Origin of the sequence: Parabacteroides sp. ZJ-118, from assembly GCF_011038785.1 — a bacterium.
GTDB lineage: Bacteria > Bacteroidota > Bacteroidia > Bacteroidales > Tannerellaceae > Parabacteroides.
This window is the reverse complement of the sequence record NZ_JAAKDT010000013.1, coordinates 40,259-63,857: the sequence shown is the minus strand read 5'-3', so window position 1 is coordinate 63,857 and position 23,599 is coordinate 40,259. Positions and strand designations below refer to the sequence as shown.

General features: G+C 53.9%; 15 protein-coding genes and 3 pseudogenes. 6 read left to right on the top strand and 12 right to left on the bottom strand.

Translation table 11 applies throughout. The annotated features are described in order from the left end of the window. Positions 1-288 precede the first annotated feature (288 nt). Positions 289-1,899, top strand: coding sequence for a dipeptidase (locus G7Y39_RS05565; RefSeq protein WP_165155875.1), 1,611 nt, complete (start codon positions 289-291; stop codon positions 1,897-1,899). Positions 1,900-1,975: 76 nt separating this feature from the next. Beyond that, positions 1,976-3,148 (top strand): aminopeptidase C, encoded by a 1,173-nt coding sequence (locus tag G7Y39_RS05560; protein WP_165155874.1) that lies wholly within the window; start codon positions 1,976-1,978, stop codon positions 3,146-3,148. 115 nt (positions 3,149-3,263) lie between these two features. Here G7Y39_RS05560 and G7Y39_RS05555 read toward each other — a convergent pair whose 3' ends face one another. The 6 genes from G7Y39_RS05555 to G7Y39_RS05530 all read right to left on the bottom strand — a co-directional run bounded on the left by G7Y39_RS05555 (position 3,264) and on the right by G7Y39_RS05530 (position 11,984). Beyond that, positions 3,264-5,396, bottom strand: a complete 2,133-nt coding sequence (locus tag G7Y39_RS05555) for a S46 family peptidase (protein WP_370520358.1) — start codon at positions 5,394-5,396, stop codon at positions 3,264-3,266. A 29-nt stretch (positions 5,397-5,425) separates the two neighbouring features. Continuing rightward, the gene (locus G7Y39_RS05550; RefSeq protein WP_165155877.1) at positions 5,426-6,784 is read right to left on the bottom strand and encodes a TIGR00341 family protein; all 1,359 of its coding nucleotides are present in this window, start codon (positions 6,782-6,784) and stop codon (positions 5,426-5,428) included. 58 nt (positions 6,785-6,842) lie between these two features. Next, positions 6,843-8,303 (bottom strand): lipopolysaccharide biosynthesis protein, encoded by a 1,461-nt coding sequence (locus G7Y39_RS05545; RefSeq protein ID WP_165155872.1) that lies wholly within the window; start codon positions 8,301-8,303, stop codon positions 6,843-6,845. A gap of 11 nt (positions 8,304-8,314) precedes the next feature. Then, on the bottom strand, positions 8,315-9,340 hold the full coding sequence (gene ruvB, locus G7Y39_RS05540; RefSeq protein WP_165155870.1) for a Holliday junction branch migration DNA helicase RuvB: 1,026 nt from the start codon (positions 9,338-9,340) through the stop codon (positions 8,315-8,317). A gap of 114 nt (positions 9,341-9,454) precedes the next feature. Next, positions 9,455-10,468 (bottom strand): AI-2E family transporter, encoded by a 1,014-nt coding sequence (locus G7Y39_RS05535; RefSeq protein WP_165155868.1) that lies wholly within the window; start codon positions 10,466-10,468, stop codon positions 9,455-9,457. Positions 10,469-10,595: 127 nt separating this feature from the next. Then, entirely contained in the window at positions 10,596-11,984 is a 1,389-nt protein-coding gene (locus G7Y39_RS05530; RefSeq protein WP_165155866.1) for a S41 family peptidase, read from the bottom strand. A gap of 136 nt (positions 11,985-12,120) precedes the next feature. Here G7Y39_RS05530 and G7Y39_RS05525 point away from each other — a divergent pair, with 136 nt between their 5' ends. The 4 genes and pseudogenes from G7Y39_RS05525 (at position 12,121) to G7Y39_RS05515 (ending at position 15,242) form a co-directional block, all read left to right on the top strand. Next, positions 12,121-13,080 (top strand): 2-hydroxyacid dehydrogenase family protein, encoded by a 960-nt coding sequence (locus G7Y39_RS05525; RefSeq protein ID WP_165155864.1) that lies wholly within the window; start codon positions 12,121-12,123, stop codon positions 13,078-13,080. Next, positions 13,077-13,778: pseudogene (locus tag G7Y39_RS13640) on the top strand (DNA alkylation repair protein); the annotation flags it as partial. The gene G7Y39_RS05525 and the pseudogene G7Y39_RS13640, both read left to right, overlap by 4 nt. Next, positions 13,779-14,366 (top strand): TIGR00730 family Rossman fold protein, encoded by a 588-nt coding sequence (locus tag G7Y39_RS13505; RefSeq protein WP_241159967.1) that lies wholly within the window; start codon positions 13,779-13,781, stop codon positions 14,364-14,366. 42 nt (positions 14,367-14,408) lie between these two features. Beyond that, positions 14,409-15,242, top strand: coding sequence for an MBL fold metallo-hydrolase (locus tag G7Y39_RS05515; protein ID WP_165155860.1), 834 nt, complete (start codon positions 14,409-14,411; stop codon positions 15,240-15,242). A 14-nt stretch (positions 15,243-15,256) separates the two neighbouring features. Here G7Y39_RS05515 and G7Y39_RS05510 read toward each other — a convergent pair whose 3' ends face one another. The 6 genes and pseudogenes from G7Y39_RS05510 to G7Y39_RS05485 all read right to left on the bottom strand — a co-directional run bounded on the left by G7Y39_RS05510 (position 15,257) and on the right by G7Y39_RS05485 (position 23,597). After that, positions 15,257-16,456 (bottom strand): cyclically-permuted mutarotase family protein, encoded by a 1,200-nt coding sequence (locus G7Y39_RS05510; protein ID WP_165155858.1) that lies wholly within the window; start codon positions 16,454-16,456, stop codon positions 15,257-15,259. Positions 16,457-16,459: 3 nt separating this feature from the next. After that, on the bottom strand, positions 16,460-18,535 hold the full coding sequence (locus G7Y39_RS05505) for a GDSL-type esterase/lipase family protein (protein WP_165155856.1): 2,076 nt from the start codon (positions 18,533-18,535) through the stop codon (positions 16,460-16,462). 177 nt (positions 18,536-18,712) lie between these two features. Further along, positions 18,713-18,916: pseudogene (locus tag G7Y39_RS13865) on the bottom strand (beta-N-acetylhexosaminidase); the annotation flags it as partial. A 284-nt stretch (positions 18,917-19,200) separates the two neighbouring features. Then, positions 19,201-20,823 carry a sialidase family protein gene (locus tag G7Y39_RS05495; RefSeq protein ID WP_165155854.1) on the bottom strand — a complete coding sequence of 541 codons (1,623 nt, stop codon included), beginning with the start codon at positions 20,821-20,823 and terminating at the stop codon, positions 19,201-19,203. Positions 20,824-21,090: 267 nt separating this feature from the next. Continuing rightward, complete coding sequence (locus G7Y39_RS05490) at positions 21,091-22,293, bottom strand: MFS transporter (protein ID WP_165155852.1); 1,203 nt, start codon at positions 22,291-22,293, stop codon at positions 21,091-21,093. Positions 22,294-22,393: 100 nt separating this feature from the next. Continuing rightward, positions 22,394-23,597, bottom strand: a pseudogene (locus G7Y39_RS05485) (AGE family epimerase/isomerase). Between the last annotated feature and the right edge of the window lie 2 nt (positions 23,598-23,599).

Sequence of the window (23,599 nt, the reverse complement as noted above, 5' to 3'; positions counted from 1 at the left end):
CCTCAAGGCGATAGTAGGCTTTGCGTTCACCCTTGCTGTTGGTTTTATAGACTGTTCCTATGTGCATGGGACAAAGGTCGGCATTGTACCGACGACAGCCAAAAGTCTGGGGGTACTACAGAGGGGGTATGGAACCAAAATAACCTGATTTTAACACATAGACACAGCAAAAACCGCATAAAACCATCGAAATTAAAGATTGTTTAACCTTACGAAAGGTCTATTGTGGCAATGTGGGTTAAGAAACTATTCGTATCTTTAACACCGGATAAATAACACATAATAAATATGAAGAAACTTTTTACCTATGTTCTTATGCTTTGCGCCAGCCTATCCGTTTCTGAGGCGCAACAAATTCAATATCCGGAGCCGATCCTGAACCCGGAGAGTTGTACGAGTATCATGGTTGGGAAAAAAGCCTCGGCGGATGGCTCCGTGATGACTAGCCACACCTGCGATAGTAACTACCGCACTTGGATGGATATCGTTCCTTCCGCCTCGTACGATCACGATACGACAACAACGGTCTATACCGGGCGTATGCACACCGAATACGCCGAGGGAACCCGGGGGATGATCGCGAAAGGAACACTGCCCGAAGCCCGATCTACGTACCAGTTCCTCAACACGGCCTATCCTTGTATGAACGAGAAGCAACTAGGCATCGGGGAAACTACGATCACCGGCCGGAAAGCCCTCGTTAATAAGAAGGGTATGTTCATGATCGAGGAGCTTCAACGAATCGCCTTGCAACGTTGCACGACCGCCCGTGACGCGATCCGCTTAATGGGCGAGCTGATCGAGAAATACGGATATGGCGACTGGGGCGAGTGCCTTACGATAGCGGATCCGAAAGAGGTCTGGCATTTCGAGGTCTTTGGCGAGGGACCGGATAAGATTGGTGGCGTATGGGCGGCGATCCGTATTCCCGACGATCATGTAGGGGTATCGGCGAATATCCCGCGTATCTCTAAGGTCGATCCGAAAGATACGGACAATTGCATGGCTTCCGCCAATGTATTCGAGGTAGCTAAACGTATGGGTTTCTGGGACGGGAAGAAACCGTTCCGCTTCTGGGAAGCGTACGGAGGCGGAAATTATTCCGGTGAGCTGAAATCCTTCAGTATCCGTGAATTCTTTCTATTGAACAAATTAGCTCCTTCTTTACATTTATCGTATGACGCGGAAGAACTTCCCATCAGCGTAAAACCGGATCGGCAGGTATCCGTGACGGATGTGATGGCTCTCCTCTCTGAAACGTACGAGGGTACGGAATACGATATGACCCGAAACTTGAAAGTAGCCATAAAGAAGAAAGATAATAACGAGACTGATACGGTTATCAGTCCGGTAGCCAATCCTTGGATGACCCGGGATATGGTAAACATGTTGAACGGGTTAAAACCGGATGCCGTAAAAAGCTACCGTTTGGTTGCCGTGCCACAATGCTCCTATTCTACCGTGATCCAGCTACGCGACTGGTTACCCGATGCGATAGGCGGCGTGGTTTGGATGGCCTATGATAATCCCGGACAAAGCCCCCGTATCCCCATCTTCTGTGGGACGAAAGACCTACCGGCTTGTTTCAAGATTTGCGGACAGCACCGTTACCGGGAAGATGCCGCCGTGTGGGCTTTCCGCCGTGCCAACAAACTCGCCACCGTACGTTGGGGAGCGACTAAAGATCGGATGAAAGCTTCTATCGCCCATTTTATGGAGAAAGGACAGACGGAACTTCCTTTCGTAGAGAGCCGTTACAAAGAGATTCTTGCCCAACAAGGTGAGGAGGCCGCGAAAGAATACCTGACCGGATATACCGCCGATTTCGCCGGAGCCACGATGCTACGCTGGAGAGAAATGGGAGATTCCTTCTGGACCCAATTCGAGAGAGGCTTCTAACCATCCCGCCCGATAGTAGAGACGGGGCACGCCTTGTCTCTACGACAATAATAACATAAACTTAAATTCATATACAATGAGAACATTCATTCTAACATGCGCTTTCGCGTTAGGTTCTTTGAGCACATTCGCCCAAGGCTACCAATTTACAGATGTAGTAAAGGTGCCCGCCACACCCGTCAAGAATCAAGCATCCACGGGAACCTGTTGGTGCTTCGCCACGACCTCTTTCATGGAGTCGGAATTACTCCGTATGGGAAAAGGGACATACGATCTCTCCGAGATGTTCATCGTCCGCCAGAAATATATGAACCAGTTGCAAGATAATTATATCCGCAAAGGCAGAGGTAATATTGGCCAAGGAAGTCTCTCCCACACCTTCATGAACGCATTCAACCAAGTGGGTATCGTCCCGGAAGAGGTGTACTCGGGTATCAACTACGATTCCGACCGACACAATCATGCCGAGATGGTAAAATATATCAAGGCGATCGCCACGACCGCCACGGATATGAAAAAACGGAGCCCGGAATATTACAAGCTAATCGATAACCTATTCGACACCTACCTGGGCAAACTTCCAGAGAAATTCATCTATCAAGGCAAGGAATATACCCCGAAGACATTCGCCGCCTCCCTAGGGTTGAATATGGACGATTATATCGAATTGACAAGCTTCACGCATCATCCGTATTACCGGAAATTCGAGGTAGAGGTTCCCGATAACTGGGAGCATGCGCAAATGTATAACCTCCCGTTGGATGAGATGATGCAAGTCGCGGATTATGCGTTAAATAATGGCTACACGGTATGCTGGGATGGCGACGTGAGCGAGAAAGGCTTCTCTTTCAAGAATGGAGTGGCGATCAACCCGGAGGTGAAAAAAGTAGAGGATTACTCGACTACCGACCGCGCCCGTTTTGAGAAAATGGACGAGAAGGGACGTCTGGAAGAGGTCTACAAATTCGAGAAGCCTTTCCCGGAAGTAAACGTTACCCCGGAAGTCCGTCAAGAAGGCTTCGAGTCATTCGTCACGACCGACGACCATTTGATGCACCTTACCGGCATCGCCAAGGATCAGAACGGGACGAAATATTATATCACGAAGAATTCTTGGGGAACGGAGCGTAATACGTTCGGCGGTTACCTCAACATGTCGGATAGCTTTGTCCGTGCCAAGACCATTTATATCATGGTACATAAAGACGCTATCCCGAAAGCGATCAAATCAAAACTAGGTATTTATTAGAACAATGCCCATCGTAAGGTACTTACGATGGGCATTCAAAGCTCCTTAGAATGGGCATTATAAACTCCTTAGAATGGGCATCCGCGGAAATCACGGATGCCCATCTCTTTTTCTCTCATCGGACCAGCCTCAGCTCTTCGATCAACCTTGGGCATTTGCCCCATTTATCGATCATGAAAAGGACGTAGCGGATATCTACGCCGATGCAACGTTGCAAATCCGGTTCAAAAGCGATATCGCCACTCATCGCCTCCCAGTTGCCATCGAAAGCGAGTCCGATCAAACGGGCGTTTTTATCGAATACCGGGCTGCCGGAGTTACCCCCGGTGATATCATTGTTCGAGAGGAAGCACAACTGCAACTCCCCTTTTTCATTCGCGTAAGGCCCGAAATCACGGCTACGAACCAGATCCAGTATCTCCGGTTGTACCCAGAACTCATCGCTCGTCGAGTCCTCTTTCTCCAGGATACCTTTATCCGTAGAGTAATAATTGTACCATGCGGCATCATAAGGGCGATACCCTCCGATAGAACCATAGCTCAGGCGCATCGTGAAATTAGCGTCGGAAGACAACGCTTTCTCCGGATACATCTCCTTCAAGCCCGCGAAATACAAACGTCCTCCCTTCGCGATATCATACTCCGCGTCGCCCATCAACTGCCGCAACTGGAAGATAGGCATCCATACGGACAGGCTCAGCTCAGCCGCCGGGTCTTTTCTCAATTTCTCATATTTCTTCGGATTTCTCAACATCTCGGCGATCTTGTCGTACGACAACAGGGAGGTTTTCTTAAATACATCCGCCGCATATTTCTCGTAATTCCCTTTATACTTCTTATCAACGTGCGTATAAATATCCGGCAAGAACTCCGGAGATACACGCTCCTTCACGATCTTCATCATCGCGGCCAATACCTTCTGATCCAAAGAGGGTTCATAATCCTTGAAGAACGGTTGGATACGGTCCTCTAAAAAAACCGTGATCTCTTCCGGAGTAGCTCCGTTTACATCCACCGATTGCACCATGCGGGCCAAGCGGATGATCTCCGCTCCACCGGGAAACGCCTCATTCAAATAGGTCAAGGCCTCTCTATAGGTATTGGTCGAGGTATATCCATTCTCCAACAAATTCAAGACCTCGCCATATTTAGCGCCGCGGGCCTGATCTTTCGCTACCCAATCAGCGAAGGCCGTCTCCTCCGCACGTTTACGCTCGATCACATTCAGATTCGCCAAGCCTTTATTCATACCGATCGCATTCTTCCAATAATTGGAGCTTCCCGCGTATTTGGAGGCATATTTGATACGTACAGCGTCGCTAGCCGACATCGCCTCTTTCCAGATGCCTTGCTTGATGCCACGCACCTCGATACGGGGCTTATTGCTATGCTCGATACGCTGCTGCACGCCCCAAGAGCACAAATAGCGATCCGTGCTTCCCGGGAAACCGATTGTCATGGCATAATCCTTATCTTGATAGCCTCGCATAGATACCTCCGCTACGTATCTCGGGGTATAAGGCTTATTAGCCGCGTTGTATTCCGCCGGTTTATTATCCGCGTTGGCGTAGACGCGGAATACGGAAAAATCACCGGTATGCCGAGGCCACATCCAGTTATCCGTATCGCCGCCGAACTTACCGATAGAGCTAGGCGGAGCGAAAACCATACGCACGTCACGATAGACATCGTACACCACCAGGAAATATTTATTATTGTTGTAGAAGGGAACGACGTCAGCCGCCAGGAACTCGTTATCTCCCACGGAATCACAAATCACACGACCGATAGAATCGGCCGCCGACAAACGCTGGAACTCATCCTCGATACCGGAGATCTGGCTGTTGATACGATCGCTCACGTCTACGGTCTCTTTCAAGTAACGTACCGTCAGGCCCGGGACCGGAAGTTCTTCCTGCTTGCTTTGGGAGACGAAACCATCCTTCAGATAGTCGTGCTCCACGCTACTCAGCTGCTGGATGGCCCCGAAGCCACAATGGTGATTCGTGAAGATCAGCCCCTCGTCAGAGACCGTGATACCGGTACATCCCCCACCGAAGATTACCACGGCGTTCGCCACGCAAGGATCCGTCTCACTATACAACTGATCGTAGGATGGGGTAAAACCCAACTCGGCCATTCTCGCCAGATTCTGCTTATTTAATTCCTTCAGCACCCACATGCCCTCATCGGCATACAACGGGCCCGAAGCGGCTAAAAGCAGCAAAGCCGCCCACATTCTTTTCATTAATCTCATCGTACTTTTATTCGTCTAAATTATTCGATTAGTAATTTAATATTCTCCATCTCCACACGGGCCGACAGCCATTCCCTGATCTTCTTACGTTCCGCCTCTTTAATGGTCGCCTTGCTTTTCAGATAAACCAGCATAACCGTATCCGGTTTCGCCGTCTCCGTATCTACGATATACGTATGCGAGCAGGACGCCTCGACCACATAGGGGAAAAGGACCTTCATCTCCGGGATCAACTCGGATGTCAGCCGCCTATAGCTTTGGTATTTGTCGACCTTCCGTTTCAACGAATCGATCTGGACGGCCTGCGCACGCAGCACCTCCTCGCTATTCTTATACAAATCCTGCATCAGGAGGCTTTTCAGCTCATTGATATCCGCGGCCTCTTGTCCGAAACCCTGCTGCACGACCAGATGCACATCCTTCAATCCATACTTGGGTAGTTTGGCCCGGGCGTTGGCGATCACCTCATCCGGCACCGTCTGGCCGATCAAGACGACCTTCACCTCCTTCCTCTCGCTCGTATCCGTAACGACCTTATTCAGGATTTGCGTATTCGGGAAGGTCAGCTCCTCCGCCACGAAGTTGCGCACCCGGTCGTTGAAATAGCTACTCCGGATCAAGTTATAACTCAAGAAGAGGCTCGGCACGGTCGTAAAAAAAACAATGATACCCACGTAACGTGTCACGATCTTCTCCCGCTGTTTGTCCAGGAACACTTTCTTCGGATATTTCAACAAGCGGACGACGACAAACGTAGCCAGGCTGATAAAAACCGTGTTGATAAAATACAGGTAGAAAGCGCCGAAAAAGTAATACAAATTGCCGCTCGCCAATCCGAATCCGGCCGTACAAAGCGGAGGCATCAAGGCCGTGGCGATCGCCACGCCCGGGATCACGTTGCCCTTGCTCTTTGTCGAGCTCGCCACGATTCCGGCCAAACCGCCGAAGAAGGCGATCAATACATCGTATACCGTAGGTTGCGTACGGGCGAGCAACTCGCTTTGCGCCTCGCTGATCGGGGAAACCAAGAAATATAAGGTGGAGGTAATTACGCTAAAAACCGTGGCGGTGGCGAAATTGCGGAACGAGCGCTTGATCAACTCGAAATCGGAGATTCCCAGCCCCAGGCCGAATCCCATGATCGGCCCCATCAACGGCGAGATCAACATAGCGCCGATAATCACGGCCGTAGAATTCGTATTCAACCCGAGAGAGGCCACGAAGGTGGCGAAGATAAGGACCCATAAATTGGTCCCCTTAAATTCGACGCCCCTCTTGATGGATTCTATCGTGTCCAATTCGTCCTCTTTCTCTTGCCGGACATCGAAATTGCGGACGAAGAAATCCCTGATCTGTTTGTATAGCAATCCTTTTTCCATGCGCTGTTCGTCTTGTTCCATGTTTATGCAAAGATATTCCAATTGTTTGTTTCTCGAGCTATTTAAAATCCCTTTTAACCATAAATAGGACGAATAGGCCCAATAAGATCGTGCGGTATCCCAGCCGGAGCCACTCGGGCCGTATCGGAAACGCCATGCCTGCCACGTATAGCGCGGCCGCCACTCCGAGGTAAAGGAACGCGGACCTCAGGTCGTACTCGATCGGAAATTTCTTTTGCCCCACGAGATAGGAGAGCAGCATCATCAGTAAATTGCAAAAGAACGATGCCCACGCGCAAGCCATATACCCCCGCGAGGGGCCGAACAGCCAGATGATCGAGACCGTGGCCACGCACCCGATCGCGGAGAAATAGGCACCCCAGCGCGTCTGGTCGGTCAGCTTGTACCAGAGGGAGAGGTTGAAATAAATACCAAAGAACAACTCGCCCAGCATCACGATCGGCACCACCCGCAGTCCGGGATAGTAGGCCGGCCCGACAAAGTACTTCAGGATATCGAGATAGAACATCACCGCGAGGAAGATGAACAGGGCGAACAGGATGAAATACCTCATCGCTTCCGCGTAGGCGCTCTTGCTGCCGTCGCGCTTGTCCTTGGCGAAAATGAAGGGCTCGTAGGCATACCGGAAAGCCTGCGTGAACATGACCATCACCACGGCGATCTTGAAGCACGCGCCGTATATGCCCAACTGCTCGCTCGCGTACGCCTTGTCCTCGAACAAGAAGGGGAACAGGATCTTATCCGCCGTCTGGTTAAAGATACCGGCGATGCCGAGTATCAGGATCGGGAAGGAATAGCGCAGGATCTGCCGCAGGAGCGCCGCGTCGGCTCTCGCCCGCAGGCCCGGCAGGATGTCCGGGAGCAGGAGCAGCAGGGTCGTCAGTGTGGTGAACACGTTCGCCACGAACACGTAGCCCACCCCATAATCCGGGCGATAGAACCAACTCACCGCCTCCGGATGGCGCGTATGCAACCACGGGCAGGCGATCAAGAAGAACAGGTTCAAGAGAATATTCAAGAAAATGCCCAGCAGCTTAATCCCGGCGAAACGCCAGGCTCTCCCCTGATACCGGAGGTAGGCGAACGGGATGCAGCAGAAGGCGTCTACCGCCACGATCCCCGCCATCATCCCGACATACTCCGGATGGTCGCCATACCCCAAGCCGGCGCTGATGGCCGGCAACAAGGCGAAGACCGCCACGCCGAACAGCGCCGAGCTCCCCAGCAAGCAATACAGCACGGAGGCGTAGACCCGCGTCGGCTCTTGCTCCTCTTTCTTGTTGATGAAGCGGAAAAACCCCGTCTCCATGCCATAGGTGAGCAAGACCAGCAGCAGGGCCGTCCAGCCGTATAAGTTCGTCACGATCCCGTACGCACCCGTCCCGTCCAGCACGCGCGTGTACACCGGCACCAGCATCCAATTCAGGAAACGTCCCACGATGCTACTCAATCCATAAACAGCCGTCTCTTTAGCGAGCCGCTTCATTCCTCCTGCCATATCGTATCTGTCTAATCAAATAAAGCGCCTTGCCCGCCCGCCCGGGCGCGCCCCAGGTGGGTATACGCCAGATCGGTGACCTCGCGGCCGCGGGGCGTGCGCTTGATGAAGCCCTCCTTGATCAGGAAAGGCTCGTACACCTCCTCGAGCGTCCCGGGGTCCTCACCCAGGGCCGTGGCGATGGTCGTCAGCCCGACCGGGCCGCCCTTGAATTTATCGATGATCGTCGTCAGCAGCTTGTTATCGATCTGGTCTAGCCCATACCGGTCTATGTTCAACGCCTCCAGCGAGAAGCAGGCGATCGCCCGGTCGATGTCCCCGTTCCCCTTCACCTGGGCGAAATCGCGCACGCGGCGCAACAGGGCGTTGGCGATACGGGGCGTGCCCCGGCTGCGGGAGGCGATCTCCCGGGCGGCGCTCGAGTCGCATCTCACGCGCAGGATATCGGCGCTGCGAAGCACGATCTTCGTCAGCGTCTCCACGTCGTAATACTCCAAGTGCATGTTGATGCCGAAACGGGCGCGCAGCGGGCTGGTCAGCAAGCCGCTGCGGGTCGTGGCGCCGATCAGGGTAAAGGGGGCCAGGTCGATCTGTATCGAGCGGGCGCTCGGCCCCTTGTCGATCACGATGTCGATCCGGTAGTCCTCCATGGCGGAATAGAGGTATTCCTCCACGACCGGGCTCAACCGGTGGATCTCGTCGATGAAGAGCACGTCGTTCTTCTCCAGCGAGGTCAGCACCCCGGCCAGGTCGCCCGGCTTATCCAGCACCGGCCCCGACGTGACCTTGAAACCGACCCCCAGCTCGTTCGCTATGATATTCGACAACGTAGTCTTTCCCAACCCGGGAGGCCCGTGCAGGAGCACGTGATCCAGCGCCTCCTTACGCATGCGGGCCGCCATGACGAAGACCCTCAGGTTCTCCACCACCTTCGCCTGTCCGCTGAAGTCGCGAAACGAGAGCGGCCGGAGCACGTTCTCGTACTCTCGCTCGCTCTCCGGCGCCCGGGCGTCTCTTATATCAAAATCCTCTTTCATACGCGTGTTCTTTGACGCGCAAAGATAACCCATAAACGACAGATTCACGAACAGGACGGGATAAAATATTCCCGGACGGCGCCGCGGGGGCCCGCCGGAGGGGAGGGGGAGGGCCTACGGGTCGAGGTAGCGCTTCTTGAAGATATCCAGGCAAAGCAGGAACAGGGAGACCAACAACGGCCCGAAAATAATCCCCATGAACCCGAACAGGGACAACCCGATCACGACCCCGATGACGGTGACCAGCGGGTGTATGTCGGCCAGCCTCTTTTGCAGGATGAAGCGGATCAGGTTATCGGCGTTCGTGATCACGAGCAGGGCGTAGAGGGTCAGCCCCGCGGCATGCACCCAATCGCCGGTCAGGGCCAGGTAGGCGGCCAGCGGGACCCAGACCAGGGCGGTCCCCACGAGGGGGATGACCGTGGCGATACAGGTGAGGAACCCGAACAGCAGCGGGTCGGGGGCGCGGAAGATGAAGTAGCCGGCCATCGCCACGACCCCCTGTATCACCGCCAGGAGCGGGATGCCTATGGCGTTCGACTTTACGATCGTGCGGATCTCGTTGAGCACCTCGTCCTTGTTCGGGTCATTGAACGGGAACAGGGTATACAGGTAGTTTTCCATCCTCCTCCCACCCATCAGCATGAAGTAGAGGATGAAGATCAACACGATGACATTCACGGCGAAACGGCCCAGGCTGCCCACCAGGAATTGCCCGATCCGCGGGAGCATGGCGGCCGCTCTCGCCAGGTTCTCGCTGCCCAGCGCGTCAAAGCCGGTCTTCTCCCGGACCAGGTCCGCCATACGCTGGCCGGCGTCCAGCAGCAGGGCCGGATCCACACGGATGTCCTGGATCTTGCTGACGACCAGCCAGACCGACAACGTGAACGGGACCAAGAAGCATACGACCGTCTCGCCGAGCAGCAGCAGCGCGGCAAAGAGCGGTCTCATCCTCCGCCTCTCCGTCAGGTAGCGCAGCTGCCCGCGCAGCAACAGGTAGAGGGTGATGGCTCCCAGTATGCCGCCAAGGAAGGGGATGATCTTGAAGAATAAAAGGACCCCGAGCCCTAACAGGATGGTGATCAGCGCGTATTTCCAGTACTGTTCTTTTACGTTTCCCATATACATGCGTGTCCTTGTTTCCCTGAGAACAAGATCGGAGGGGTCATTGTTTATCGGAAATGGCCGCCACGCCCATCGGGATGCCTCCCGAGGCCTCGGGAGGCCTTTTCTCACCGCATCCCCCTCGTCCGGATCACTCGGGGCGGTAAGGAACCCACGCGAAGCGATCCTTCGGGGAGGATGGCGGATCGTACCGGATCTCCCGGTCGACGCCCGGGGTGGCGGATCGCAAGCGCGGCGACCGGCCGGTGATCTCGTAGAGGGCCTGTCCCAGCAGGGGATCGCCCAGATCCCCGAACGGCACCAGGTCCCACCTGAACTCATCGATCGCCACGTCGGGCGGGAAGCCCTCCTCGTAATCGGCCTCCCGGTTCTTGTTGTAAATGCGGAAGGTGACGGGGGAGAGGATCCAGCCATATCGCTCGGACTCGTCGTAGATGGTCATGCCGACCGTCTTGCCCAGCGTCTGCTTGCCGATCACCCGTACCTCCAGGTAGGGGCGGAGCGCGTTTATGATCAGCTCGGAGGCGGAGGCCGTGGTGGAGCCGGTCAAGACGAACAGCCGCCGTAGGTCCAGGTTGCCGGCCAGCACCTCGGTCGTCTTGAGCAGCGGCAAGGTCTCGTTCTTACGGCTGTTCTTGTCGTTGTACGCCAGGATGCACAAAGGCTCGCCCAGGGCGCTCTCGCGGGCCAGCAACGAGGCCAGCAGCTGGGCGCAATTGACAAGCCCGCCCCCGTTGTAGCGCAAATCGAGCACGAGCTCGTTGACGCCGCGGCTCTTGAACCGCTCGAAGAGCTGCCGCAGGCGAAGATTATACCGGGTGTCGCTGTAATCGTATTCGTCCGGCCCGGCGGCGAAACGGTTGTACATCAAATAGCCGATCCGCCGATCGCCGTACGTGTACACGGAATCCTTCAAGAAGGGGGTATCCTCGACCGCCCGGGAGGCCTCCAGGGTGACCACCCGCGTCGGGGCCAGGCCCTTGCCATTCTCCACGACCGCCCCCAGCTGGAGGGATACGCGGCCGCCGCTCCTCAACCGGTCATAGTCCTGGATCGTCCCCCACGAGCCGTTCACGCCCAGTATCCAGTCTCCCCGCCTCAACCCGGCCTCCTCGGCGGGCGAGTCCTCCAGCACGTAGAGGACGAGGGCCAGGTTATAGGTACGGCCCCCCTCCGTGAGGCTGGAGATCGCGAAATCGAACCCGTAGGAGTCGCTCGCGTCGCGGATGCTCTTCGTCGCGGATGCCTTCTCCAGCCGCGAGAAGTAATGATGACCCTCGGGAAGCGCCTTCCCGTCTTTATCGGACAGCAGGCTTTTAAAGAACGCCTCCGGATCCAGGCCAAAATCCAAGGCGCTTTGATCGGGGCACTCGGAATACCACAGGTAATTCGCCCGCATCGTCTGCTCGATCCATTGATTCACCGCGTTGTCGGTCTCCGGGATGACCACCTCCTCCTTCTCGCAGGCGGAGCAGGCCAAGAGGCTCAGGAGGGCGATCGTGTAACAGGTATGATTCATGGTGCGTATATCTAATTAAAAACAGCCCTTCCCTCGCGACGGAAAAGGGCTGCCGGATATTATCAGGGACAAATTTAGGAAATAATTGCCAACTGATTTGTATTTTTGTCTCTCGAATTACAAATAGCACCCAAAGATGAAGATACTAGTGACATACGACATGTTCCGCGAGGGATTCGCCGAGTTGGAGAGGAGGTACGAGGTTACCTTCCCCGCGGGAAGAGATTTTACGTATGAGGAGGTTTTCGAGAGGATACCCGAGTACGATGTGCTCTGCTCCATGTTCGACTTCCCGGTAGACAAAGCGTTGATCGACCACGCACCGAGGTTGCGGCTGATCGCCAATTACGCCGTCGGCTACAACAACATCGACGTGGCCTACGCGGTCGGGAAGGGGCTGACCGTGGCGAATACGCCGGACCCGGTCACGGCTCCCACCGCCAATCTCGCGCTCGGCCTGATGCTGGATACCGCCCGGCGAATCACGGAGTGCGATCGTAAGCTGCGCACGCTGCGAACGGGCATGAAGGTGGGCGTGCTGGAGAACCTCGGCATGCCGGTTACCGGGCAGACCCTCGGCATCATCGGCATGGGGCGTATCGGCAAGGCCCTGGCCAAGCGGGCGAATGCGTTGGGCATGGAGGTGATCTACCACAACCGGCATCAGCTGCACATCGAGGAGGAGACGAGACGGAATGTCACCTATGCCTCCAAGGAGGCGCTTTTGGCGACGGCCGATTTCGTATCCCTGAACGCCCCTTATACCCCCGAGACCCATCACATCATCGGCGAGGAGGAGCTCAAGCGGATGAAACCTTCCGCCATCCTGATCAACACGGCCCGCGGCACGCTGGTGGACGAGCATGCCTTGGTAAAGGCCCTGCGGGAGGGCACGATCCGGGGCGCCGGCCTGGATGTGTTCGAGTTTGGAGACTATCCCCTCCCCGAGCTGCTGGAAATGGACAACGTCGTATTAACCCCTCATATCGGCACCCAGACGACGGAGACCCGTATCGTCATGGTGCGCGCGGTATGCGACAACGTGATCGGGTTCTTGGAGGGCGACCGTCCCGTATCACGCGTACTCCGGCCATGACAGCGGCGTTTATCCTATCCGAGCTACGGTCGGTCGGCACGCCCGAGAAGGCGGCTCACCTGAGCCGCTTTTTCAAGACCGGTCCCGGTCAATACGGCGAGGGAGATCGGTTCCTCGGGGTGGTCGTCCCGCTGACCCGCAGCATAGCGAAGGCCAACCAGGCGACCCCTCTCGACGAGCTACAGCTGCTGCTGGACAGCCCGTGGCACGAGGCGCGTCTGTGCGCCCTGCTGATCTTGGTCTATCGCTTCCGCTCCCGGAAAGCGACGCCGCGAGAGCGGGAAGCCATCTTCCGGTTCTACCTGAAGAACGCACGGCGTTGCGATAACTGGGATCTGGTAGACTTGAGCTGCCGGGACATCGTCGGCGAGTACCTGGTGGACAAGGACCGTGCCCCCCTCTACCGTTTGGCCGAGAGCGAGAACCTGTGGGAACAACGGATCTCGATCGTCTCCACGTGGGCGTTCATCCGCCGGTATGATTTCGCGGACACCTTGAGGCTGTCCGAGCGATTGATGGGCCATAAGCATGATCTGATACATAAGGCGGTCGGGTGGATGCTGCGCGAGGTCGGCAAGAAGGACCGGCAGACGCTTACCGATTTCCTGGAACGCTACGCGACCCGCCTTCCCCGTACGGCGCTCCGCTACGCGATCGAGCATTATCCGGAACCCGAGCGGCGCTATTTCCTGAAGAAGATCCACGACATCTCGTCGGTGTGCGTGTATTGCGCATCCAGCACGAAGATCGCCCCGATCTATTTTAACGCCGCCGAGGAATTGGGGCGTCTTTTGGGCAAGCGGAAAATACGGGTGATCAATGGCGCCGGCAATATCGGCTTGATGCGCGCCGTCTCCGACGCCGCATTAGCGGCCGGCGGGACGGTAACGGGCGTTATCCCCCGTTTCATGGTGGAGCAGGATTGGTACCACAAAGGCTTGACGGAGCTGATCGAGGTCGAGACGATGCACGAGCGCAAACAGCTCATGGCAAACCGCTCGGACGCGGTGATCGCCCTTCCCGGCGGGTGCGGCACGTTGGAGGAACTCCTGGAGATCATCACCTGGAAACAACTCGGCCTCTACCTCAACCCGATCGTGATCCTCAACGTCAATCATTATTATGATCCCTTGTTCGAGCTTTTGAGGAACGCCATGAACGAGAATTTCATGCGCCCCCAGCACGTCGGGCTGTGGGCGGTAGCCGACACGCCGGAAGAGGCCATCCGCCTCATCCACACCGAGCCGAGATGGGACGCGAGCCTCCGGAAGATCGCGGCGATTTGACAAGCAGATATATACATACAGAGAATTAAAATGAATATGATCATGAAAAAGTTAGGTTTAGTAATGGTGGGGTTGATCCTGTCAAGGATCGCTTTGTTCGGCCAGCCACAGACGGCGGCGGGTATCGTGGAAAAGGAAGTGCTTCGGAGTGAAGATGTGATTTTCCGGCAGATCGATGAGCATACCTGGTTGGGGACCGGGAATCTGATGGCGAACGAGAGCCTGTATCTGATTGAGGGAGAAACGAGGGCGATCTTGATTGACGCCGGGACAAAGATCAAGGACTTGGATAAGCTCGCAGCTTCCATCACGGACAAGCCGGTCACGCTGGTCGCTACACACGTGCATCCGGACCATACAGGCTCGGCCATCGATTATTTCCCGGAGATTTATATCAATCCGGCAGATACGATAGGCATACCGGAATTTATGCCGGATTATAAAGGTAAAGTTTGTTTCCTTAAAGACGGCGAGATACTGGATCTGGGTGGGCGTACCCTGGAGGTAGTCTTTACTCCCGGGCATACTCCTGGCTCGACCACGTTTGTGGACAAAGATGCCGCTTACGGCTTTAGCGGCGACTCTTTCGGCTCGGGTAACCTATTGCTGGGAGTTGACTTCTCCACGCTTATCTCCGCTTGCGAGAAGATGAGTACGGTGATCGAGAAATACGGTATCAAATACCTCTACCCCGGACATTATTTCGGAATGAACAAGGAGACGCCTCAACGCGTAAAAGACATGATCACGATGAGCGAGGAGATCTTGTCCGGTAAAGCGCAAGGCGAGCCTAATCCGAAAGGGATGCTGGGGTTGGACCGGGTATATACGAAGTATGGCGTTCGTATAAATTACAAGAAGGAGAGCCTGAGATAATAGAGCCCGGGTATTCACTTCTGGGGCAGGATCGCTTGATTGACCTGCGGAGTCCGGATGCCCGGTTTCAATTCCCCGTTGATGATGGTCAACCGGTTGCCTTGGATAACCGCTCCCGCCCCGGCACGGGCCAGCTGCTCGTATTCGCCCAGATCGCTCCATGCTTTCGCGGACAGGTCGTATTGCAGCAAGGCGGTATTGAACCGGTACCATTCCACCGGGTGGTGCATATAGGCCTCGGCTTCCGCTCGCAGGCGGGTAACGGCCGCCGGATCTTGAGCGGCCTCTGCCTTCGCTAAATGGATCGGGCGGGCGATGGCGGCTAGGAAGCAATCGTAGTTCACACCTCCCATAAATAAGATTTTATCCGTTTGGAAAGTCACGGCACAGCCACCTGTCAGGGTACGGTTCGCGCCGTCCTTAAACGGGGGAAGGAGGGTCTCCTGTCGCCACGTGGAAGTTGCCGGGTCGAATGCCAATACATCCGTCGGGACAATGGGTTCCTCTTCGTTTCGGATGGGCTGGAAGCCCCCGGCCAGATAGACGCATGTACCCTGGGGGCTTTCTCCGGCCGCTAATACCGGTTGTACACGGGCCGCTCCCGGGAAGTCCGGCAGTTGTTCCCATCCCTTCTCGAGCCGTGCGAGGGTAAGGCGTAAGAAGGTGTGGCAGGGTTGTCCGTTCTCATTTCCCCCTGCTACGTAAATTTCCTGTCCGGTAAAGGCCGCCGAGAGGTTATCCATTGGAGACGGCAAGGAGGGTAAGGCGCAAACCGTTACCTCCCCTTTCGCGGGGTTATAGGAGATACGGCAAACATCGCCCCAGGAAGAATCACTGTTGTTTCCTCCGATGCAAACGATACCTTCCGGGGTGGAAACCGTGGCGCCGTAGGCGGCGGGACGCGGCAATCGGCCGATCTCTTTCCAGCCGTCGGGAAGAAGGGCAAATATCTCGCTATAATAGCGCTTGGCTCCTCCCTCGGTGACGGGCTTGTCCGGGAAATTGCAACCTCCGGCGACGATCAATGTCTCGTTATGGACGCCGGCAAATGGGGCGGAAACGCCAAGGGAAACCGTATCGGCCGCTCCCGGCAGATCCGGTAATTTTGTCCAGTTTATCATGGTGTCCTCTTTTTTAGATACAGGCTGGCCGCATCCCGCCACGCAGAGTAGCAGGAGGAACAACCAACCGGTGATTTGTTGTTTATTATACATAGCCTATTCTTTTACAGCCCGGAATGTAGAGGCCGGCATACCCGCCTCGTTTACAAGATTCGCGCTCGTGAAGGGTTGCCAGCCGTAGCGTACCAGCTTCGGGTGGGTCACCCGGTCGCTCCACACCTTTACTTTCCCGTTCTCTACCAGGGCTCGCGCCGGATGGAAAAGCCCCTCCTGCCCAGCGATCTCGAACGTGCGGATGGGTGCCCCGTCGGAAGTTCTCAAGCCATTCGCGTAATCGAAAGTGATATAGGCGGCGTCATCGGTAAACGTCGCGTCGCGGAACAATGGGCCGGATGGGATTACGTTATGTCCGTAGGTCTTGTTCAAGGCCCAACAGGCCAGTCGTTCGCCAATCTCTTTCTTTTGGGTCGGATGGACGTTTAAAGAATCCCCGCGATCGCTACTCACGGCCATACCCGTATTCGATACGGTTTGCATCAGGCGGCGTTGGCTGTCCCTGAACCAAGTCCAGCTCGGTCGGTCCATGCCAGATAGCTGAACATAGTAGAAAGGCAGATCGGAGTTCCAATACCGGCGCCAACTGTTCACCAATAGCGGGAATAGCCGCTCGTGCGCTTCCATGTTATGAGCGTTCGATTCCCCTTGGTACCAGATGATCCCTTTGACGGGATATCGATGGAGGGGTTGGATACCCGCCTCGAACAGATAGCAAGGCTCATACGGATGGCGTTGGAGCGGGTTGGATGCTTGCTTGATGTTTAGGGCCGCCCGTTCACGTACCCAATCTTGGATAAAGTCGTTCTTCGTCCAATCCTGTAAGATATCCGGGAACTCGAACTCCAGCGTTTTCCGGTCGATCCATGCCTCCGTAGGCGAGCCGCCAACAGCGTTCAATAGTAATCCTACGGGTACTTGCAAGCTATCGGCCAACATGCGCCCGAAGGCAAATCCGATGGCCGAGAAGCGTGCGGTATTCCGGGTGTCGCATACCTCCCATTGGGCGTCGTGATAATATTGCAGGCGGTTCAATGAATCCAATACGGAAGCGTCCCATTCCACGGCGTAAGTCTCCCAGCGGGGCTTTAGGTCGAATAAACGGATTTGCGGGTGTTGTCTCGCATAATCCAGTTGTTGCTGCTGTTCTTCTTTTACGCTCTCGTTTACCCGGAACGCCATATTGGATTGCCCGGAGCATAGCCAGACTTCCCCGGCTACTACATCCCGGTAGTTCAGCGTGCGGCCGGGGGTAGAAACCGTTAAGGTATAGGATTTCCCGCTTACCCGCAAGGGATCGAGCGTGACCGTCCATTTCCCGTTCGCGCCTGCTGAGGTCTCCTTCTTTTGTCCGGCGATGGTAACGGTTACCTTCTCCCCTTGGTTGGCGATACCGGATATAGGAAGCGGTTGATCCCGTTGCAAGACCATCCGGTCCGAATAGATGGCGGGAAGCTGTAATCCTCCGTAATCTCCGGTTAGCGCCCCATAAACGGTGCGGGCCAAGATACCGGCACCTTCCGTGTTGGGATGCAATGCGTCGGGCAATAGATCCGGACGATCGTATAAGCCCTCCTGCAAATCGACCAAGGTCGCGCCGGCTATCCGGGCAATTTCTTCGATAAGCGCTTGCTCCATCCAATACCAGTCTCTTGTACCGGATTTGAAACGATGATGGCGGTGAGATATCGGTGTCATGCGGCAAACCCACACCTTGCATCCCGGATTGGCTTTCCGGAAGGATTCGATCAAGGAAAGGTAATCCCGAACAAATTCATCCCGGTAATTCGGCCATGCCCGAGGATCCGTATCATTCAATCCCAGATGGATGATCACGTAATCCCCGGCAAACTTCAATGCCTTTTGATACGCCTCTTGTTGGGTATAGGGACGATATCCCTTGTTTAATAGCGTAGCCCCGCTATGCCCGAAGTTCTCCACCTCGTAGGTATCGCCAAGCATCCGTTGCAATTGGGCCGGGTAGCAGTTGGCCTCCCGGTTCTCGATTCCGTAACCATAGGTTATGCTATTACCTACGCAAGCCACCTTGATCTTTTGCGCCTGCCCCATGAGAGCAAAAGCGAGGAAGATCGATAAGATTCCTGTTATTTTTCTCATCGCATTCAATCGAATTAGAGGTTATTTAAGTTGTTTATCTGCCGAGTAGACCAATCCTTCCACTGCGTTCTCTCCATCGGGCGTGACGCAAACGAACGTAAACATCCATTTTACCAAACGGACTTCGGGGGTATTGAACACGCCGACCGGAAGCTTCATCAATACCTCGTTCTCCGGATCGATCGCGGGAATGCCCGATTGCATTTTGCCCCGGTAACTCCACAGCTGCACCGTGTCGATCTCACCCGGTTTGTACTTCCATCCCGGGTTCCAAGAGATCACTTGTTTCCCTTTCGCACGGATGTAAGCGACCATCTCGGGTACGAACCTTGGATTGGTAAACTTTACCTCGTCGGCCCCGATATGTAAGTAAGGGACCTCCTCGGAATTGAGGGGGACTCCGTCCAATTTGTCAACCAAGGAAATCTCTATCTTGTATCGGCTGTCCGGTTGGACGCTTACCGGCAGCTCCTCCGGAAATTCCATCAGGATGGAACGGAGCTTCCCTTCGGAAGAAACCGCGATTTCCTTCGGATGGAACGAGGCGTTTGTCCGGACGTATTTTTGGGGCAAGGGCAATAAAACAGGATTCCGGGCCTGTAAAGACCCGGAAATGCTTACATATGCAATAAAGATAAAATTCAGTAACCTCATAGATTGTTTCTCTAAGGGATGAGATCCGTTAGCTTAACGGCTTGGAAGGTCATATGCGCCACGCTTGACTCGTAAAAGATTCCAACTGTTTCCTTATCGATCATGGAGAGACAGGAATATCCCCAGCCCTCGGCCTCGTCTAATAAAACTTGATGCTCCGTAGGCCAAGTAAGTCCGCCGTCCAGACTCGCCTTGATCGTGATATGATTACGCCCTTTTGCCGTGTTCGGGTTGGAGAAGAGTAAAAGGTCTTTGCCGGTGATGTTGTCCTTGGCGTTTACCTTGATCAAACTGGCCATACAAACGGGTTCCTGCAAGGCGCTGCGGCTAGAAGGATGCTCCGTCCATGTCTTGCCTAAATCCTTTGTAGTGGACACGGCACGGCTACCGCCTCGGTTATCGCGCATATTTAGCATCAATACGCCCGGCTCTACCTCGGCAACTTGCGCCTCGGTGGTATTCGTGCGAGCCAAGTTGTGTAGATGCCATGTTTTCCCGCGGTCTTTACTATACATGATACCGGCATTGGGCACACGGGTAGCGTCGATAAACTGGATGGGGAAGACCAAGGTACCGTCTTGCATCGTGATGCCTCGTCCCGGGCCTTGCAATAAGAAATACCAGGAGGGGTCTTTCACTTGAGGCGTGAGATTGATCGGTTCGCTCCACGTCTTGCCGTCGTCCTCGCTTTTCACGAGCATAAGTTGGGCGGTCTCGTCCGGTGTCATTCCCGGCATGGAGTTCCACCAAGCCCGTTCGTTACCCATTCCATGCGTCCACGCGGCTACTACCCAGATCGTATTGGTCTTTTCGTCTACCAAGATCGATGGGTCTCCCACGCCGTTTTGTCCGTGAGGCAGGCCATCTGTTTGTTTGAAAGTCATGGCCACTCGCATCGGCTCCCAGGTTTGTCCCTTATCGGTACTGCGGCTTACTCCGATATCGATTTTCTCTTGCAAGTCCACGCTGCTGTTATAGCGAATATCGTAGACTCCGAGCAAGGTTCCGTTATTCGTCGTCACTAATCCCGGGATACGGAAGGCCGCCGATCCATCATCCCCAGCTTGGCGTACGCCGATACCCACACGGCGTTCGTCTACCTTTCCTTTCCAAGTGATGTCGATCGGCTTGTTGTTGATCCGGGCGTTAGGTATCGTAGTCGCTACTTTTGCCAATATGGAAGTCTCAGGCTTCATCTGGATACTTATCCAGAAATAATTGATGCCTTTAAGCATCGGTTGCTTGGAGGTCAGTTTTACGGTGCGCGACAAGGGGGCGCCCACCTCATCTTGTCGTACGGAATACGATTCAAGAGCCTTACGGGTATTCCCCGGTATATGGCTGGATATGTACGTAACGGGGCTGAAATGCTCTCCTTTACGGGAGGGAGCTTCCACTCCGCTATAGAATAGGCGTATCGCTTGGATGTCCGACAGGTTGACATTGTCTCCAATCTGTATCGCGATCTCGTTCAATACATCCCCTTTTTGGGCCGGTATCCGTATCTCATAAAGTACGTTATCGATCCGGTCTATCAAGATAGGGATTTGTCGCTCTCGCACATAAAGACTGTCTGCCGCAAAAGCCGTTTGTACGATGAGGAGAAGGCAGAAATACAAGAAAGTTTTTTTCATGACGCTTTTTGTTTGTAGGTTGAAATTAATAGATATGTGAGTTTCAAAGGTAATGATATTTATCCATATGAACAAAGCACCTTTGGAATTCTTGCCAAAAACCGAGTTATATCCAACCGATAATACCGCGGGTCCCCATCAGCCGGACCGACATCGCTGGCGGGACTACCTTCCATAAATCCGGGGAACGAGAGTGTTTCGTTTATTGGATGAGATTGATTAGCGTTCGTCGGTCATGTTAGCGACTTTCGGACGTAAGAAGATCACCTAGATCAGAAGTGCGATGAGTACCAATCCGGCTAGCATGGCGAAGTCGTGGCCAAGGTTACCGGCGTCGGTAGATTTTCCTAATATATCCGTGATGGCAGCTCCGGCGAATACACCGGTCATATTCATAATCCCATAAGCTGTAGCCCGGTAACGGGGGGAGATGAATTGGCAAAGGATAGGCATATTGTTGGCGTCGAATATACCATAACCGATACCGGAGCAAAGGCCACCGCCGATAATCATCGGGAAGTTATGCCCAAATCCTAGTAATAGGAGAGAGGGTATCGTTAAAGCCAAACCGATGGCGCCTGTGTAAACACGTCCCCGAACATTCCGCTGGATCCATTTATCGGATAAAATGCCTCCGGCGATTACCCCTATAAAGGAAGAGATAGCGATCGTGAATGTCGATAACGGACCAGCTTCAGACATATCCAACGAGAGATTCTCCGCGAATAGGGTAGGAAGCCAGTTCTTTGTTGCCCAACCCGGTAAACTTGGCGTGGCGAAATAGAGAAGGATGATCCAAAAAGCGATATTCGCGAACAACATTCCCATCCCTTTGATCGCACCGGAAATCGGATTCTCTTTCGGATGATTCTCCAATTTTACGGCTCGTGCCGCATGATCTGTTTTATCGTGTAAGAAGATAATCAAGACCAAGCTATAAGCGATGCCGATGATACCAAACCAATGGAACGTCGTTTCCCACGTATAGGCGCTGGCCACCGTAGCTCCGAATCCTCCCAAGGCTTGGCCCACGTATAGACCCGTCATATGGATGCCTACGGCTAATGAGCGTGTTTTCTCTTGGTGATAGTCTGTGATAAGCGATAATCCGGCGGGAATATACAAGGCCTCACTGACGCCCATCAAGGCACGTAGGTAATAGATCTGGTTGAAATCCGTGCAATACCCCATCATCAAGGTAACGAAGGACCAGACGAACAAGCTACCCACGATTAACCACTTCCTGTTTACCCTATCCGCTACCATACCTGCTACAGGGCTCATGAATCCGTAGATCCAAAGGAAGACTGCCATCAAACGTCCGAAGTTCGCGGCAGACTCGAGTTCCACGATATCTACCATCATGGCTGATTTCATGGTGGATAGCATCTGGCGATCCATATAGTTCAGTAAGGCGACGATCCATAGTAGACCGACTACGACCCAAGGATATAATTTCTTATTTTTCATTTGATTGAGGAAATAAAAAGGAAAACAAAGCCTCAGAACATCAAGAGCCACGATCGGGACTCCTGATGTCAATTGACCAATTTCAGTGTTTTAGATAAAGTTATTTAGAAAGAATTTCATCACAGAGTAAACTACATTTCAGAAGCATTCTAGGAATGTGGAACGGACCCTTGAATAGATTGCCTTTGGCAGATTGAGAGAGACTACCATCGAAGTGTAGGTAGCCATACCATTCCCCATATTCTTTGTCGGGAAGATGATTAAACGTGTAATCGTTTATTAGTTTGTGCATTTCGAGATATTTGGCGTCGCCAGTCGCTTGGTAGGCGTAAAGCGTAGCGATAACCGCCTCGCATTGTGGCCACCAAAACTTCATATCGTGCCAATACTCTTGGGGGGGGGAAGTTTTTGCAATCCTTGAAATAGTTGATTCCGCCGTACGTCTTATCCCAGCCCCAGTCCCAAGACCAGTTGAGGATTTGTAAGCCCATCTCTTTCAGTTGGGAATCCCATCCTCGGTATTTGGCCTCTTCCAAGATAAACCATGCGGTCTCGATGGAATGGCCGGGATTGATGGTACGTCCGGCGATAGAGTCGATAAACTCACCGTTGGGTCCTACTGTCTCCAAGATAGCCTTGAACTCGGGATGTATGAAATCACGGCGTAGCTCGGCTATGGAATCATCGATTTGTTGTGTGAGTATGGGATCGTTTACAGCCTCGCGGATGCGTGCCGCCGTATCGATCAATATCATGCAGAAAGAATGGCCTTTCGTCACGAGACCTTCACGAAATTTAGACTCCAATAATCCCGGGGTATTCTTATAGTGTAACACTTGCTTGAACAAATGTACGGCTTTCTCGGCATAGCTTTTATCGCCTGATGCCAATGAATAGTGAGCCATGGCGATCGCTGCGAAAGTCTCGGAGAATACGTAACGGCGTTTACGTACAGGAATACCCGTCGCTGTCACCTCGAAGAACATGCGTCCGTCCGTATCAGAACAGTGTTTCTCGATGAAATCGATGCCGTTTTTACAGGCCTTCAGCCATTCTTCGTTCTTCTCGACGCGATTATAGGCATCTGCCAGGATAAAGGCGAAGCGTCCCTGGAACCAAACGGATTTAGTGGAGTCCATCAGAGTACCATCCCGGTCTAAGCAGGTAAAGTAACCGCCGTTCTCTTTGTCCAGTCCGTATTTCATCCAAAATGGAAGAATATTGGTAAGCAGCTCATTCCGATAGGTCTTGCCCCAATAAGCCAGGTATTCCGATGGATTAGATAAGTTGTCAAACGCTGCCATAT

Coding starts and splice junctions, on each gene's coding strand:
- G7Y39_RS05565 (WP_165155875.1), top strand. CDS start 289: ATGAAGAAACTTTTTACCTATGTTCTTATGCTTTGCGCCAGCCTATCC.
- G7Y39_RS05560 (WP_165155874.1), top strand. CDS start 1,976: ATGAGAACATTCATTCTAACATGCGCTTTCGCGTTAGGTTCTTTGAGC.
- G7Y39_RS05555 (WP_370520358.1), bottom strand. CDS start 5,396: ATGAAAAGAATGTGGGCGGCTTTGCTGCTTTTAGCCGCTTCGGGCCCG.
- G7Y39_RS05550 (WP_165155877.1), bottom strand. CDS start 6,784: ATGGAAAAAGGATTGCTATACAAACAGATCAGGGATTTCTTCGTCCGC.
- G7Y39_RS05545 (WP_165155872.1), bottom strand. CDS start 8,303: ATGGCAGGAGGAATGAAGCGGCTCGCTAAAGAGACGGCTGTTTATGGA.
- ruvB (WP_165155870.1), bottom strand. CDS start 9,340: ATGAAAGAGGATTTTGATATAAGAGACGCCCGGGCGCCGGAGAGCGAG.
- G7Y39_RS05535 (WP_165155868.1), bottom strand. CDS start 10,468: ATGTATATGGGAAACGTAAAAGAACAGTACTGGAAATACGCGCTGATC.
- G7Y39_RS05530 (WP_165155866.1), bottom strand. CDS start 11,984: ATGAATCATACCTGTTACACGATCGCCCTCCTGAGCCTCTTGGCCTGC.
- G7Y39_RS05525 (WP_165155864.1), top strand. CDS start 12,121: ATGAAGATACTAGTGACATACGACATGTTCCGCGAGGGATTCGCCGAG.
- G7Y39_RS05515 (WP_165155860.1), top strand. CDS start 14,409: ATGAAAAAGTTAGGTTTAGTAATGGTGGGGTTGATCCTGTCAAGGATC.
- G7Y39_RS05510 (WP_165155858.1), bottom strand. CDS start 16,456: ATGTATAATAAACAACAAATCACCGGTTGGTTGTTCCTCCTGCTACTC.
- G7Y39_RS05505 (WP_165155856.1), bottom strand. CDS start 18,535: ATGAGAAAAATAACAGGAATCTTATCGATCTTCCTCGCTTTTGCTCTC.
- G7Y39_RS05495 (WP_165155854.1), bottom strand. CDS start 20,823: ATGAAAAAAACTTTCTTGTATTTCTGCCTTCTCCTCATCGTACAAACG.
- G7Y39_RS05490 (WP_165155852.1), bottom strand. CDS start 22,293: ATGAAAAATAAGAAATTATATCCTTGGGTCGTAGTCGGTCTACTATGG.